Raw genomic sequence first — 14,655 nt, 5'->3', positions numbered from 1 at the left:
GGGGTGGCGGGAAGTTGTGGATAAGTCGCGGCCTGTGGACAGGTTGCGATCACTCGGGCTTCGGCTGGGGTTCTGCGGTCCTTTCTGGACTGTCGCGCAGCAGGGAGGCTGGACGGACGGCCAGTGAGCCGAAGCGGGAACGGGCCTGGTCGGCGGCTTGATCGGCTTCGCGCCAGCCGCGGTCTGGGGCGTCGAAGATCAGTTGCTGGGCGGAGTCGGCGTTGTCAAGACCCTCTATTCGGACGCCGATCAGGCGGACCGCTCCGGGTGGGACCTGGGTGTCGAGCAGTTCCACGGCGGTCCGGTAGACCTCCTGGGTCACGTCGGTCGCCATGGGCAGGGTGCGCGAGCGGGTGATGGTGGAGAAGTCGGAGAAGCGGACCTTGATGGAGACGGTTCGGCCGCGCAAACCCTTTGCGCGCAAGGAACCTGTCGAGCGCTCGGACAGCCGCAGCAGTTCGCGGCGCAGCACCGCGCGGTCGAGGTGGTCCACCTCGAAGGTCTCCTCGGCGCCGATCGACTTCTCCCGCGACGTGGGTTCCACCGCGCGTCCGTCGACACCGGAGGCCAGGGTGAAGAGGTGTTCCGCCAGCGCGACGCCGATCATGCGGCGCAGGCGGGGCAACGGGGTCGCGGCCACGTCGGCGACGGTGTCCAGGCCCAGCTCTTCCAGGCGCGCGGCGGTTTTCGCGCCGACGCCCCACAGCGAGGACACGGGCAGCGGGTGCAGGAAGTCCAACACCTCAGAGGACGGCACGACCATCATGCCGTCGGGCTTGCACATGCCAGAGGCGAGCTTCGCGAGGAACTTCGTTGGTGCCACACCGACAGAACAAGTCACACCGTGGTCGGCGAACACACGGGACCTGATGAGCTCGCCGACGCCACCGGGCGTGAGGCCCAAACGGCGAAGTGCCCCACCGACATCGAGGAACGCTTCGTCCAACGAGAGCGGCTCCACGAGTGGCGTTATGTCACGGAAAATCGCCATCACGCCACGCGAGACCTCCTGGTAGAGGTCGAACTGCGGCGGCAGGTACACGGCATCAGGGATCAACCGGCGCGCATGAGCGGTCGGCATCGCGGAACGCACGCCGTACTCGCGGGCGATGTAGTTCGCCGAACACACGACACCACGCCCACTGACACCACCGACGACGACAGGCACGGACGCGAGCTCGGGACGTTCGCGGATCTCCACTGACGCGTAGAAGGCGTCCATGTCGACGTGCAGCATCCGGCAGCCCGTGTCGTCGGGCCACACACCGTCACGCGCACGGAACCGATCGCGCAGGCCGCGTGGCAGGTTCGCACTGCGACCCATGAACACCCCTCTCGAACGTGAGTTCGAGGCGAATCCTACAGTTTGTACACACGCGTCGCGTTCTCCGACGCGATCAGCCGTGCGATCCGATGCGCGTCCTCCTCCAGGAACGCGTCACGCCGCAGTCCGTCGGACAAGAAGTCCGACAACGCACGCCGGAACAGCAACGCGCCGAGGTAGTACAACTCGGGCAGACCGAACGCGTCGGAGGAGAACAGGAACTTGCCATAGGGCACGATCTCCAACGCCTCAGCGAACACTCGCGATGCTTGGTGCCCCAGCCCGTGCGTCGCCAGCCCGAGATCGCAGAACACGTGCGGGAACACCTGAGCGAGATACCCGGCCTGACGGTGGAACGGGTAGTTGTGCAGCAACAGCACGGGCACACCCAAACCAGCCGTCGCGCGCAAGAACGGCGTCAACAACGACGGATCGCAACGGTGCAGATCGATGTCCGAGTCGCCGTAGCCCACGTGGAACTGCAACGGCAGACCGGCGTCCAACGCCTCCCACACCACCCACGAGATGACCACCGGATCGATCAACGGCCCGGGATTCCACGCCTGCCAGATGTGGATCGCCCGCAGCGCCTCGTCCTCGGTCGGCCGCTCGGCACTCAGCGCCAGCCCCATCCGATAGGCCGCGACCGACTTCGCCCCGACCACCGACGGCTCCCGCAACCGATGACGCAACTGGTAGAGGAACTCGTTCGTCGTGGCCGCCGACACCGACAACTCCTCGACCAGGTGCTCCAGCCGCACGATGTCGTGCGACACCGCCCCGGCCAGCGACCCGAGCTCGGCACCGGACAGCAGCCGATCGGGCTGGAACCCACCGTCCACCAGGAACGTGTGGATCCCGGACGCCATCAGGAACGTCCGCGACACCTCGGTGATGTGCAGCGAGTTCCGCCGTTCCAGGTACGCCTCCGCCGTGGCGTGCCGGGGCAGATCCAGCAGCGGCGCGCACCATCTCCGCACCGCGAACCCCACCGCCGAGTCGAAGAACGACCCACCCAGCTCAGAGACCCCGTCAGCCTCCAACAACAACGACTCGAACTCCGAGCGTGTGCTGTCGGTGCGCAACACGCCGTGGCAGTGGTGATCTATCAGCCCGAGTTCGGCGACGAACGGCAAGATGCCCATAACCTTAGGATCGTGGACTCTGCGGAACGGGACCAGCGGTTCGACCGGGCGACGGAACTCTTCGACGGCCTCAACGCCAGGAACGTGAGCGTCGTGGCGCTCACCTGGGTCGACAACAGCGGCATCACACGCACCAAGTCCGTGCCTCTGCGCAGACTGGCCCACGCGGCCGCACACGGCGTGGGGGCGTCACCGGTGTTCGACGTGTTCCTGTTCGACGACTGGATCATCCAGGGCCGGTTCGCCGGCGGCCCCGTCGGCGACCTGCGGCTGCACCCCGACCTCGACCGCCTCACCGTCCTCGCGGGACAGCCCGGCTGGGCCTGGGCACCCGCCGACCGCTTCTTCCAGAGCGGCGTCCCCTACCCCATGGACCAGCGTCTCCAGGCGCGCAAGGCCGAGCAGAACCTCCACGACCTGGGCCTCACCGCCAAGGCCGGCTTCGAGATCGAGTGGTGCGTCGGCAAGCCGGACACCGACGACTGGGTCCCCGCGACGACCGGCGCCGCCTACGGGCACGCCCGCCAGGTCGAGCTGTCCGACTACTGCGTCGACGTCCTCAACGCACTCGACCAGCAGGACGTCGAGGTCCTCCAGTTCCACCCCGAGTACGCCGCTGGCCAGTTCGAGGTCTCCACCGCACCTGAAAGCCCGATCGCCGCGGCAGACACCGCCGTACTGGTCAAAGAGACCATCCGCGCCGTCACGATCCGGCACGGCATGCGCCCGTCGTTCTCCCCCAAGGTCATCAACGGCGGCGTCGGCAACGGTGGCCACCTGCACATGAGCATCTGGCGTGACGGCACGAACCTCTTCAGCGGCTTCCAGGACGAGGCCAAGCAGTTCAGCGCGGGCGTGCTCAACCACATACGCGCGTTGTGCGCCATCGGCTGCCCCTCTCTCGCGAGCTACCTCAGGCTCGTGCCGCACACGTGGTCAGCACCGTTCGTGGCGTGGGGCGAGGAGAACCGCGAAACGGCGCTGCGCCTCATCCAGGACAACTTCGAAATCAAGTGCTTCGACCTGACCGCGAACCCCTACCTCGTCGTCGCGGGCGTCATCGCGGCAGGACTCGACGGCATCGCCACGCAGGCGAACCTCCCCGAGGGCCTCAACGTCGACCCGGCGCTGCTCGACGGCATCCCGCGGCTGCCGACGTCGCTGAAGGAGGCCGTCGAGGAGTTCGAGAAGGACGCGGTGCTCACGGAGGCGTTCGGCCAGGAACTGGCGGGCACGATCGCAGACGTGCGGCGCGGTGAGATGGAGCGGTACAAGGACGCCAGCCCGCAGGGGATCGCCAACATCACCCGCTGGCGCTACTGATCTCCTTGCGCAGCCGCAGCAACGCCCGGTGCTGAGCCACCCGCACCGCACCGGGCGTGGAGCCCACCGCCTCGGCCGTCTCCTCCGCGGACAAACCCACCACCACACGCAGCACCACGATCTCGCGCTGCTTCTCGGGCAACACGCGCAGAAGCGCGGCCATCTGGTCGGACAGCTCCCCCTGCATCGCCCGCTGTTCAGGCCCGGCCGCGGTGTCCATCGACTCGGGCACCTCGGGCACGGCCTCGGAGCGGTTGCGCGAGAAGGTCCGGAACGAGTCGGCGACCTTGTGCGCCGCGATGCCGTAGACGAAGGCCAGGAACGGCCGGCCCTGGTCGCGGTACGAGGGCAGCGACGTCAGCACGGCCAGACAGACCTCCTGCGCAACGTCGTCCGCCGACGCGAACGATCCAACGCGCGCGCGGCAGTACCGAACGACCAACGGCCGGATGGTGCCGAGGAGCCGTTCGATGGCCGCCCGCTCACCGGCCACAGCGCGCGCGACGTGGTCGTCAGCAGCTTCTGGGCGGCTCGAGTAGTAGGTGGGCGGCGGCGGATCGACCGGAGCCTTGGGAGCATCGGCGGTCCGCTCCACCAACGACTCGAGGGCGCGCGGCGTGACGTCGATCGATCCTCCGACCGAGGAGCCCTGAATGGCTTCCGCGGGGACCTTGCGGTGCAGACCGGGTGAGAACTCCACGCAGATCACCGTTCCTCGTCTGGAGGCCGGCGCACCGCAAGGCGCGCGCGCCGGATCCGTCCTTCGACCGCGCGCGGAGTGAGTCGCAACAACTCACCGATCTCCGCATGCGAGTAGCCCTGGTCATGAAGGAAGAGCAACCGCCTGTTGTCCTCGCTCAACTCGGCGAAGGCCGCGTTGGCCGCTGCCTGCTCGATCACCGCGTCCTCGGGTGTCCCCTCGGTCACGACGTTCTCGAGCGAGGCGAGGCTCTCGACGAGGCGCACGTCCTGCCAGCCGTGCGCGTGCCTCTGCCAGCGCCGGTAGACGTTCGGGAACGCAAGCACGCACGCGTTGACGAAGTACTCGTTCAACGGCTGTCCGCGCTCTACGGACCACTCCTTGCCGAGCAGTCCCCTGTCCCGGAAGTAGACGAAGCCTTCGAACACCGCGTCGCTCGCCAGCTCTTCGGCCTCTTGCAGCGCGATGTCCTGCTGGTACAGATAACGGCCGTGCCGTCCGCACCGCGAGAACATCGCGCCGGACCGCACAAGCTTCGTAACAATCGCGAGGCCGTGTCCGAGAAGCTGACGATGGAACTGGTCCCAGCGCGGCCCGGAGAGCCCAGACTCACGGAAGTGCTGCACGAGCACCCCGTCCATGCGCAGCCGATCGGCGGCGAGCGCTGAGTCCGAACTTCCCATGCCCCCTGGTCCCTATGTCGGCGTCTTCCTGCCTCTAGGTATGTCGTTTGGGTGCGTCTACCCCACGCACCCGCCCCCACTCGTCACAAATGCAAACGAACATCACCCGATCGGGACAGCGAGAGCGGTGATTTCCTTGCGCAGGCGCCCGAGCGCGCGGTGCTGAGCGACCCGAACCGCACCCGGCGTCGACCCGACGGCCTCCGCGGTCTCCTCCGCCGACAGACCCACCACGACGCGCAGCACGAGAATCTCGCGCTGCTTTTCAGGCAGGAGGCGCAGCAGCTCGCCCAGAGCGCCGTTCAACTCGCCCTGAAGGGCGAAATCCTCGGGCCCGAAGCTGCGCGAAGGCTGATCGGGCACATCTGCCGTCGGCTCCGCACGGTTACGAGCGAGTGCACGGTGCGCGTCGGCAACCTTGTGCGCCGCGATGCCGTAGACGAATGCCAGGAAGGGCCTGCCCTGCTCCCGATAGTTCGGCAGCGCCGTCAGCACGGCCAGGCACACGTCCTGCGCAACGTCGTCCGCGGTTGTCGCGGAACGCCCCACACGTGCGCGACAGTACTTGACCACCAGCGGTCGCAGGTAGCGAAGCAGCTGGTCAGTGGCCCTGACATCGCCATGCACGGCCAGGTTGACCAGTTCCGCGGATAAAGCCGAACTCTCCATCCGAAGTGTCCCCTCGTCGACGTCCCAGAGAGGAGACGTGCGACGCGTCACTCCTTATGCAGAAAGTAGAAAGAAAGTTCAACGTCACCCGTTTGCAGCAACCATCAGCGGTTGGTAATAGCCATGGACCGACCACTCCACGTAATCGAAACCGGCGCGTTCCACCAAATCGGTTAGTTCATGACGGGTAATCGCCCAATACCGTGCCTTACCCACGACCACGCGCCACGAATCGGCTTCATGCAGGCGGAACATCTCCAGCTCGTACTGGTCGCCGTCCCAATGCCAGAGCTGGAACCACACGACCCGACCCGGACCCACCGACGGAGGCGTCGACAACGGCCGTTCGCGCCGAATCTGGTCGTAGTCGCGCGTCGAGAGGATGAGCCGGCCACCAGGACGCAGCACACGGCGCATCTCACGCAACGCCGTGAGCATGTCGTCAGAGGTCAACAGGTGCGGCACTGCGTTGTCAGCAGCCAACACGACGTCGAACGAAGCATCAGCGAACGGCAACGCACGCATGTCCGCGGCCAACGAGGGCAACGAGACCCCACGCGCAGAGGCCTCCACACCAGCCCGAGCGGCCGACTTGGGGCTCAGATCAGCGCCCACGACCTCATAGCCGCGCAGCGCCAGCCCGATCGTTTGAGTGCCGATGCCACACGCACAGTCCAGAACGCGCGCGCCGGGTGGGACGAACTCGGAGAGCTGCGCCGCCTGCCGGGCCATCGACGCGTCCCAGTCCGGAAACAGCAGGTCGTACGTCCCGGCCAGCCCGTCGTAGAAGGCGCCGGTCAAATCAGCTCCTCGACCCCCACGGACGACCGCAGCTTCGCCAGCGCGCGGTGCTGAGCCACCCGGACGGCGCCCGGCGTCGACCCGACGGCCTCGGCGGTCTCCTCCGCCGACAACCCGACCACGACGCGCAGCAGCAGGATCTCGCGCTGCTTGTCCGGCAGGACCAGGAGCAACTGCCCCAGTCGCGCCGAGAGCGACCCGAGCAGTGCGTTCTCCTCGGGATCGATGGCCTGCGACGGCCCGTCCGGCACCTCGGCGACCGGCTCGGAACGGTTACGCGCCGACACGCGGTGCGCATCCGCCACCTTGTGCGCGGCGATGCCGTACACGAACGCGAGGAACGGCCGTCCCTGCTCGCGGTAGGAGGGCAACGCCGTGAGGACCGCCAGACAGACTTCCTGCGCCACGTCGTCCGCCGACGCATACGCCCGTTCGTTGCGACCGACGCGCGCACGGCAGTAACGCGACACGAGCGGCCGGACGGACGCCAGCAGCCGGTCGACGGCACGCCGGTCACCCGCAACAGCCTCGTTCACGAGCGAGGCCAGCAGGTCCGAACTTTCCATGGCGTTGGTCCCTACGTCGGCAGCGGAAACCCTATCTTTCGCCGCAAAGTCGTTTGGGACCACTCATCAGGGGCATAAAAGTCCCTGATGCAAACGATTTAGACCGTACGGCGGGCGAGCACGTGCAGGCGGGCGGCGACGTCCCTGAGCGGGGACCGCGTGGCGGCGGCCAATTCCAGCTCGGCGAGCGCGTCGGCGGCACCCGGATTCGCGTCCAGCACCACGCCGGGCACGAGATCGGAAACAATGCCATGTCCTTGCAGGAGCTCGACAGAAAGCCCCGCCTCGAGAACCAGCTTCTCGAGACCCGGGACGTCGAACCGGCGTTGCAGCGGGTCTCGCGTGCCCGCCAGCTGCCCGGCGTCGTCGTCCAGCAACCTCCGGGCGTCGACGATACGGCCGGCGATCGCGCGGTGCAGGATCGCCGCGAACCGGTTGGCGACCAGGACCGACACGGCACCGCCCGGCGCGACGGCGGTGGCCAGCGAGGACAGCGCGGCCGGGGCGTCGTCGACGACCTCCAGCAGCCCGTGCGCCAGCACCAGATCCGCCTCACCGGCGGGAACACCCAACGAGTCGGTGTCGCCCTGGACCGCGTTGATCGTGACGCCGGCCTCACGCGCACGGGTGTGCAGCGTGGCCAGTGCGTTCGGTGACGGCTCTACGACCGTGACGACGCACCCCGCTGCGGCGAGAGGTACGGCCCAGACGCCGCTGCCACCACCAACGTCGAGCACACGAGGCGGTTCTCCACCTCTGCGCTCTCTCGCGGCGGCCAATTCGGCGTCGAGCACCCTGTGTACGGCGTCCGGTCGCATGGCACTAAGAGTAGGAGACCCTAGAGTAGGTCTGTGCATACGGTGTCCGTGCTCAGCCTCAAGGGAGGCGTCGGCAAGACGACGGTGGTGCTCGGCCTCGCCTCTGCCGCTCTCCGTCGTGGCGTTCGCACGCTTGTGATCGATCTTGATCCGCAGTGCAACGCCACGTCAACGCTGGAGCCCGAGGAGTCCAAGGCGAGCATCTACGACGTCCTGCAGGACCCGTCCGAGGAGAACCTCGAGCAGGCGATCCGTCCCAGCAGGTGGGGCGACGGCATCGACGTGCTGTCCGGGTCCGAGGACGCCGAGCTGCTCAACCACCCGGATCCGAACGAGTCGCGGCTGCATCGGCTGAAAGACGCGTTGCGCACGTTGCGGGACATGTACGACGAGTTCCCGTACCACCTGGTGCTGCTCGACTGCCCGCCGTCGCTGGGCCAGCTGACCCGCTCGGCACTGGTGGCGGCCGACCGCGCGTTGCTGGTCACCGAGCCGACGATGTTCGCGGTGGCGGGCGTGCAGCGGGCGTTCGAGGCGGTGCAGAACGAGCGTGAGAGCAACAACGCCGACCTGCAGCCGTTGGGTGTCGTGGTGAACCGGGTGCGGCCGCGCTCGCACGAGCACCAGTTCCGCATCGAGGAGCTGCGCGACATCTTCGGCCCGTTGGTGATGCCCGTGGCGTTGCCGGACCGTCTCGCCGTGCAGCAGGCACAGGGCGCGTGCATGCCGATCCACGAGTGGGGCACGCCGGGCGCACGTGAGGTGGCGCTGGCGTTCAACCTGCTGCTGGCCCGCATCCAGCGCATCTCCCGCAGCCGCCGCCGCGCGGTGCACCAGGACTTCGACGACGACGAGATCCAGGAAGCGGTGGATGCCTGAGGGCGACACCGTCTTCCTCGCCGGCCAGCGGATGCACGAGGCGCTGGCCGGGAAGACGCTGCGGCGCGGCGAGCTGCGCCACCCCCGGCTGTCCGCACTGGACCTCGCCGGTCTGGACGTGCTCGGCGTCCGGACGTACGGCAAGCACATGTTCACCCGGTTCTCCGACGGCAACAGCCTGCGCAGCCACTTCCGGATGGACGGCGCGTGGCACCTCTACCGGCCGGGCGAACGCTGGCGGCGGCCCGCGCATCAGGCCCGCGCGGTGCTCGAGGTGGACGACCGGCAGGCCATCGGATTCGCGTTGCACGACATGGAGTTCGTACCGACAAAACGCGAAGATGAACTCATTTCGCATCTCGGGCCGGATCTGCTTTCGCCGGAGTTCGACGCCGCTGAGGCCGTTCGGCGGTTGACCGCGGATCCCTCCCGACCGGTCGGCCTCGCATTGTTGGACCAACGGGTCATGGCCGGCGTCGGCAATCTCTACCGAGCGGAAGTTTGTTTCCTGTTGGGCGTTCTGCCGACGGCACCAGTGTCATCTGTGGATGCCTCACGTGCGGTTGCGTTGTCACGCAAGCTGTTGCAGGCGAACCGGTGGCGGCCGGAACAGATCACGACCGGTGACCGGCGCGTCCAGCACTACGTTTTCGAGCGCACCGGCAAACCCTGTTTGCGCTGCGGCACAAGAGTCCGATCGGGCGAGATGGACCAGAGATTTGTGTACTTCTGCCCAAAATGCCAATCCGATTGAACCGAGACGGTCTCCCGCCCGTGTCCCTCGACATGGCGGTAAATCTGGATGCGTTGCGCCCGGGCTTCACCGACGACCCGTACTCGGTGCTGAAGAGCCTGCGCGAGTCTGGCCCCGTGCACCGGGTCGAGACCCTCGGTGTGCCGATGTGGCTCGTGACCCGCTACCCCGACGTGCGCGCCGCGCTGGACAACCCGTCGTTGTCCTCGCACGGCTCCGCGCTCACCGAGCCCCTGCGCGGCCATCCGCATTTCGCCTCGTGGTGGTTCGGCGATCTGTCGGACCACATGATGAACAGCGACGGCGCCGACCACACGCGTCTGCGCCGCGCGGTGTCGAGCGAGCTCACGCCGCGCCGCATCGCCGCCCTGCGCCCACGCGTCGAGCAGGTGGCGGCCTCACTGGCCGACTCCTTCGCCGACGCCGGCAGCTGCGACCTGATCGCGGACTTCGCGGCGCCGCTGCCCATCACCGTGATCATGGAACTGCTCGGCGTGCCGGCCGTCGACCAGGAGAACTTCCGGTACTGGGCCGACGTCGTCACGGGCCTGGCCGACGGCGACGCGGCCTCGGCCCGCGAGGAGACCTCCGGCTACCTGCACGACCTCGTGACGCACAAGCGGACGTCCGGCGACGACGACCTGATCGGCGCGCTGGCCAGGGCGACCGGTGAGGCCGCGCTGTCCGACGACGAACTGGCGTCGCTGGCGTTCCTGCTGCTCGTGGCGGGTTACACGACCGCCGTCGACCTGGTCGGCAACGGCGCGCTGGCGTTGCTGCGCCACCCCGAACAGCTCGAACTGCTGCAGCGCTCGTCGTCGCTGCTGCCTGGCGCCATCGAGGAGTTCCTGCGGTTCGACGGGCCGACCTCGCACCTGCTGCGGTTCGCCGCGCAGCCGCTGATGATCGGCGGCGTGCAGATCCCCGCCGGCGACGTCGTGCTGTTGTCGCTCGCCTCGGCCGAGCACGACAGCAACCGGTACCCGCGGGCGGACCAGCTCAACATCGAACGGGCGGACCGCCAGCACCTGGCGTTCGGCCACGGCATCCACTTCTGCCTCGGCGCACCGCTGGCCCGGCTGGAGGGCGAGGTGGCGTTCCGGACGCTGCTGAACCGCTGCTCCGGGCTGACGCTGGACACCTCGCAGCCGCTGGGGTGGCGGGTGTCGCTCGGGAGCCGTGGTCTGCGGGCGTTGCCGGTGACGTTCCTGTCCAAGCCGACGATGCCGCTCGACGAGCAGGCGACGATCAAGGTGCCCAAGCCGTCGTAACGGCGCTGCCGAGTTCGGGAACCAGACGGCGGCGCGCCCACCCTGAACAGGCGTTATAGGGTGGGCTCGTGGTTTACAAGCAGGTGGTTCGCAGGGCGTTGTTCGGAATGCACGGCGGCGACGCGGAGCGGGTCCACGAGACCACGCTCAACGTCATGGCGCGCTTGAGCCCGCTGGCGAGGTTCGCGCGCAACCAGAACAACCCGCGCACCGTGTTCGGCATCAGGTTCCCCAACCCGGTGGGGCTCGCGGCCGGGCTGGACAAGGACGGGCGGGCGCTGCCGGCGTGGGCCGCGCTGGGGTTCGGGTTCGTCGAGGTCGGCACGGTCACCTGGCACGCGCAGCCGGGCAACCCGAAGCCGCGGCTGTTCCGCCTCCGCGAGGACGAGGCGATCATCAACCGGATGGGCTTCAACAACGCGGGTGCGCAAGCGCTTGCCGCCAAGCTCGACCGCACCACGTTGAAGGCTCCCCTGGGCATCAGCCTCGGCAAGTCCAAGATCACGCCGGTCGAGGACGCCGTGCAGGACTACCTGAACTCGCTGAACGCCCTCAAGAACCACGGCGACTACTACGCGATCAACGTCAGTTCGCCGAACACGCCCGGTCTGCGCAGCCTTCAGGACAAGGGCGCGCTGACCGAGCTCGTGCAGGCGCTCACACGGGCCACGGACAAGCCGATGCTGGTCAAGATCGCGCCGGACCTCACCGACGACGCCATCGAAGAGGTCATCCAGGTGTGCCTCGACAACGGCATCAAGGGCCTCATCGCAACGAACACCACACTCAGCCGTGAGGGCCTCACGAGCGCCCACCAGAGCGAGACCGGCGGCCTCAGCGGCCGGCCTCTCACCCAGCGCGCGAACGACGTGGTCCGGTTCATCACCAAGAACTCGGAGCTGCCCGTCATCGGCGTCGGCGGCATCGCGACGGCGGACGACGCCAAGCGCATGATCGACGCCGGCGCGAGTCTCGTGCAGATCTACACCGGATTCATCTACGAGGGCCCTGGGCTCGTCAGCAGGATCAACCGGGCACTGAGGTGAGCGTGCGCTCGACGTGCTCCCAACGGCCGATGGGCCGGTAACCGCGCAGCACGGTCAGCAACGAACGCAGCACCGCCACGAAGTCCACGAACACGATCACCATCAGCAGCGGGTAGGCCAACGGCGCCAAGGCGAGCAACGGCGCCTTGGCCCGCCACGGCTCGGTGAGGTCGCCGACGATGGTGAAGAACGCAACGCCCGTGTAGACGGCGCACAGCAGCAGAACACCGGTGAACCAGCCCGTCTGGAACGTGGCGCTGACGACGACGTACACGAACAACGGCTCGAACAGCACGAGGACCTCCCCCGCCGCCGTGTACGGCAGATGCACCCACGAGAGAAGGCGCGAGCAGGACGTGCCGAAGAAGAGCGAGCGGTGCTTGTAGAACGCCTGCAGACGCCCGAACTTCCACCGGAACCGTTGCCGCAGCAGACCTCTCAGTGACGGCACGGCCTGGGTGTACGCGATCGCGTCCGCCGCGAAGATGATGCGCCAGTCGAAGTTGCCGCGCACGGACAGGATCTTCATGGAGAAGTCGATGTCCTCCGTCATGGTGTCCGTGTCGAAGTAGCCGCACGCGCGCACGATCGACGTGCGGAACATCGAGCCGACACCGCCGATGACGTACTCGCAGTTGAAAACCGTGTAGCCCTGCTTCAGGCGGTGCACCACCGCGTACTCCAGTCGCTGCACCCACCCCATCACGCCGTGCGGTGCGGCGATCTTCACATTCGCCGCAGCCGCGAGCACGAGCGGGTCGGCGAAGTGCGCGACCATCCGCGAGACCGCGGAACGGGACAGCGTGGAGTCGGCGTCCAGCACCATCACCAGGCCGTCACCGACCAGGTGCATGCCGGTGTTGATCGCCGCCGCCTTGCCCTCGTTCGGTTGCGACACAACACGAACACGCGAACCGAAGCCCTGCAACGCGGCCAGCGTGCCGTCCGTGGAACCGTCGTCGACCACGATCACCGACACGTCCGGATAGCAACTGTCCAAAACGGACCGAACAGCGCGAGCGACGCACAGTTCCTCGTTGTACGCCGGAATCACGACCCAGACCGTTGGCGTATAAGGCAACGGACGTGAGCGATGCAGCGACAGGTCGTAAAGGTCAGCCGCCACCAGAACGACGCACACGCGCACGATGCCGATCATCGCCAACGGCACCATGAGCCACGCCAGCGACGTCATCGGCGGTAGCGCAGCAGGCGGATGCGGGACGCGACCAGACTGCCCGCGATGATGGTGCAGGCCAGGAAAAGCACCACGTAGTACGCGGCGACCATGGTGAAACTCCCTCCAGTGGACCGGAACTGGGATCGGTCCGGAGTGGAGGGACGAAAACCACACCAACGGGTAAAGGGTCAGTTACGCCGTGCAGCCCGCAGGTAGCGCATCACCGGATGCAGGATCACGACCAGCAGCGAGCCCCACACCATGCCGCCCATCTGGAGGTCGCCGATCTCGATGGTCAGGTCGCCGACGCCGGCCACCAGCGCCGCGCCGCCCACCATCGCGTTCGCCGGGTTCGCGAGGTCGACCCCGCGGTCCATCCAGATGCGCACACCGATGAGCACGATCAGGCCGTAGAGCACCAACGTGCTGCCGCCCAGCACTCCCGGCGGGATGGTGCCGAACAGCGCGATGGCCTTCGGAGAGAACGCCAGCAGCGTGGCGAACACACCGGCGAACGCGAACGCCGCCGTCGTGTAGATGCGCGTCACGGCCATCACGCCGATGTTCTCGGAGTACGTCGTCGTGCCGACACCACCGCCCAGACCGGACAACGCGGTCGACAGCCCGTTCGCGATGATCGCGTCACCCACGCTGCCGTCGAGGTTGCGGCCGGTCAGCGCCGCGACCGCCTTCACGTGCCCGACGACCTCGGCCACCAGCACGATCACCACGGGCAGCACCAGCACCACCACGGACGGCCGGAGCTCGGGCTGGGACAGCTGCGGCAGGCCCACCCAGGCCGCGTCGCGCAACGCGTCGAACTTCGACGACGGCACGGCGCCGGACAGCAGACCGCCGATCCACACCCCGAGGAAGCCGATCAGGATCGAGAACCGGAACAGCAGCCCGCGACCCAGCACACCGGCCAGCAGGATCACCACGGTCGTGATGGCGGCCAGCAAGGGCTGCTCGGCGAAGTTCGAGGTGGCCTGGTGCGAGAGGTTCAGGCCGATGATGATCACGACGGCACCGGTGACGACCGGCGGCATGACCGACTCGAGCAGCCGCACGCCGAGCGCCTTGACCGCGATGCCGACGACGATCACCAGCAGTCCGGCGGCGACGACCCCGCCCAACTGGGCGGCCATGCCCTGTTCGCGCGCGGCCACCAGCGGCGCCACGAAGGCGAACGACGAGCCCAGGTAGCTCGGGACCCGGTTCTTGGTGATCACCAGGAACAGCAGCGTGCCCAGGCCGGAGAACAGCAGCGTGGTCGCGACGGGGAGGCCGGTGGCGGTGGGCACGAGCACCGTGGCGCCGAACATGGCGACCAGGTGCTGCACTCCGAACCCGATGGTGAGCGGCCAGCTCACCCGTTCCTGGGGTGCGACGGTTTCACTGTCGGTGATCCGACCGTCCCCGTGCACGGTCCACAACGCCAACGCACTGCCTCCCGGCAATTCAGCCGGACTTCCCGCAGACCGGCCCCGGAATCC

Annotated in this window: 15 protein-coding genes; 5 read left to right on the top strand and 10 right to left on the bottom strand. The window is 67.8% G+C overall.

What is annotated here, in order from left to right; translation table 11 throughout:
* Positions 1–49: 49 nt before the first annotated feature.
* Positions 50–1,324 carry a DNA polymerase IV gene (gene dinB, locus B0F77_RS26995; protein ID WP_086665798.1) on the bottom strand — a complete coding sequence of 425 codons (1,275 nt, stop codon included), beginning with the start codon at positions 1,322–1,324 and terminating at the stop codon, positions 50–52.
* Positions 1,325–1,359: 35 nt separating this feature from the next.
* A complete protein-coding gene (locus B0F77_RS26990) occupies positions 1,360–2,469 on the bottom strand; it encodes an amidohydrolase family protein (protein ID WP_086665785.1) in 1,110 nt (369 codons plus the stop codon).
* Between the two features lie 12 nt (positions 2,470–2,481).
* Here B0F77_RS26990 and B0F77_RS26985 point away from each other — a divergent pair, with 12 nt between their 5' ends.
* Positions 2,482–3,792: a type I glutamate--ammonia ligase gene (locus tag B0F77_RS26985; protein WP_086665784.1), complete on the top strand. Its 1,311-nt coding sequence runs from the start codon at positions 2,482–2,484 to the stop codon at positions 3,790–3,792.
* Here the strand turns inward: B0F77_RS26985 and B0F77_RS26980 are convergent.
* The 6 genes from B0F77_RS26980 to B0F77_RS26955 all read right to left on the bottom strand — a co-directional run bounded on the left by B0F77_RS26980 (position 3,773) and on the right by B0F77_RS26955 (position 8,029).
* Positions 3,773–4,285: a sigma-70 family RNA polymerase sigma factor gene (locus B0F77_RS26980; RefSeq protein WP_245848685.1), complete on the bottom strand. Its 513-nt coding sequence runs from the start codon at positions 4,283–4,285 to the stop codon at positions 3,773–3,775. The two genes, B0F77_RS26985 and B0F77_RS26980, sit on opposite strands and share 20 nt — an antisense overlap.
* A gap of 212 nt (positions 4,286–4,497) precedes the next feature.
* Positions 4,498–5,175 carry an RNA polymerase sigma factor gene (locus tag B0F77_RS26975; RefSeq protein ID WP_086665783.1) on the bottom strand — a complete coding sequence of 226 codons (678 nt, stop codon included), beginning with the start codon at positions 5,173–5,175 and terminating at the stop codon, positions 4,498–4,500.
* 102 nt (positions 5,176–5,277) lie between these two features.
* Positions 5,278–5,844: a sigma-70 family RNA polymerase sigma factor gene (locus B0F77_RS26970; RefSeq protein WP_086665782.1), complete on the bottom strand. Its 567-nt coding sequence runs from the start codon at positions 5,842–5,844 to the stop codon at positions 5,278–5,280.
* An 84-nt stretch (positions 5,845–5,928) separates the two neighbouring features.
* Positions 5,929–6,645, bottom strand: a complete 717-nt coding sequence (locus tag B0F77_RS26965; protein ID WP_245848677.1) for a class I SAM-dependent methyltransferase — start codon at positions 6,643–6,645, stop codon at positions 5,929–5,931.
* The gene (locus tag B0F77_RS26960) at positions 6,642–7,211 is read right to left on the bottom strand and encodes a sigma-70 family RNA polymerase sigma factor (RefSeq protein ID WP_086665781.1); all 570 of its coding nucleotides are present in this window, start codon (positions 7,209–7,211) and stop codon (positions 6,642–6,644) included. Before B0F77_RS26960 ends, B0F77_RS26965 begins: the two co-directional genes overlap by 4 nt.
* Positions 7,212–7,309: 98 nt before the next feature.
* A complete protein-coding gene (locus tag B0F77_RS26955) occupies positions 7,310–8,029 on the bottom strand; it encodes a class I SAM-dependent methyltransferase (RefSeq protein WP_086665780.1) in 720 nt (239 codons plus the stop codon).
* 33 nt (positions 8,030–8,062) lie between these two features.
* Between B0F77_RS26955 and B0F77_RS26950 the strand changes: the two genes are divergently transcribed.
* The 4 genes from B0F77_RS26950 to B0F77_RS26935 all read left to right on the top strand — a co-directional run bounded on the left by B0F77_RS26950 (position 8,063) and on the right by B0F77_RS26935 (position 11,979).
* Entirely contained in the window at positions 8,063–8,908 is an 846-nt protein-coding gene (locus tag B0F77_RS26950; protein WP_086665779.1) for a ParA family protein, read from the top strand.
* Positions 8,901–9,662 (top strand): Fpg/Nei family DNA glycosylase, encoded by a 762-nt coding sequence (locus B0F77_RS26945; protein ID WP_086665778.1) that lies wholly within the window; start codon positions 8,901–8,903, stop codon positions 9,660–9,662. Before B0F77_RS26950 ends, B0F77_RS26945 begins: the two co-directional genes overlap by 8 nt.
* Before the next feature lie 32 nt (positions 9,663–9,694).
* Positions 9,695–10,933 carry a cytochrome P450 family protein gene (locus B0F77_RS26940; protein WP_211294045.1) on the top strand — a complete coding sequence of 413 codons (1,239 nt, stop codon included), beginning with the start codon at positions 9,695–9,697 and terminating at the stop codon, positions 10,931–10,933.
* A gap of 68 nt (positions 10,934–11,001) precedes the next feature.
* Positions 11,002–11,979, top strand: coding sequence for a quinone-dependent dihydroorotate dehydrogenase (locus tag B0F77_RS26935; RefSeq protein ID WP_086665776.1), 978 nt, complete (start codon positions 11,002–11,004; stop codon positions 11,977–11,979).
* On the opposite strand, the gene B0F77_RS26930 is transcribed toward B0F77_RS26935, so the two are convergent.
* Positions 11,960–13,174, bottom strand: a complete 1,215-nt coding sequence (locus B0F77_RS26930; RefSeq protein ID WP_086665775.1) for a glycosyltransferase family 2 protein — start codon at positions 13,172–13,174, stop codon at positions 11,960–11,962. The two genes, B0F77_RS26935 and B0F77_RS26930, sit on opposite strands and share 20 nt — an antisense overlap.
* 173 nt (positions 13,175–13,347) lie before the next feature.
* Complete coding sequence (locus B0F77_RS26925; RefSeq protein ID WP_086665774.1) at positions 13,348–14,601, bottom strand: uracil-xanthine permease family protein; 1,254 nt, start codon at positions 14,599–14,601, stop codon at positions 13,348–13,350.
* Positions 14,602–14,655: the final 54 nt, after the last annotated feature.

It is taken from the genome of Lentzea kentuckyensis (assembly GCF_002150765.1).
GTDB classification, from domain to species: Bacteria; Actinomycetota; Actinomycetes; order Mycobacteriales; family Pseudonocardiaceae; genus Lentzea; species Lentzea kentuckyensis.
This window is presented reverse-complemented; position numbering and strand designations above follow the sequence as displayed.

Coding starts and splice junctions, on each gene's coding strand:
- B0F77_RS26930 (WP_086665775.1), bottom strand. CDS start 13,174: ATGACGTCGCTGGCGTGGCTCATGGTGCCGTTGGCGATGATCGGCATC.
- B0F77_RS26970 (WP_086665782.1), bottom strand. CDS start 5,844: ATGGAGAGTTCGGCTTTATCCGCGGAACTGGTCAACCTGGCCGTGCAT.
- B0F77_RS26940 (WP_211294045.1), top strand. CDS start 9,695: ATGGCGGTAAATCTGGATGCGTTGCGCCCGGGCTTCACCGACGACCCG.
- dinB (WP_086665798.1), bottom strand. CDS start 1,324: ATGGGTCGCAGTGCGAACCTGCCACGCGGCCTGCGCGATCGGTTCCGT.
- B0F77_RS26945 (WP_086665778.1), top strand. CDS start 8,901: ATGCCTGAGGGCGACACCGTCTTCCTCGCCGGCCAGCGGATGCACGAG.
- B0F77_RS26975 (WP_086665783.1), bottom strand. CDS start 5,175: ATGGGAAGTTCGGACTCAGCGCTCGCCGCCGATCGGCTGCGCATGGAC.
- B0F77_RS26955 (WP_086665780.1), bottom strand. CDS start 8,029: ATGCGACCGGACGCCGTACACAGGGTGCTCGACGCCGAATTGGCCGCC.
- B0F77_RS26990 (WP_086665785.1), bottom strand. CDS start 2,469: ATGGGCATCTTGCCGTTCGTCGCCGAACTCGGGCTGATAGATCACCAC.
- B0F77_RS26960 (WP_086665781.1), bottom strand. CDS start 7,211: ATGGAAAGTTCGGACCTGCTGGCCTCGCTCGTGAACGAGGCTGTTGCG.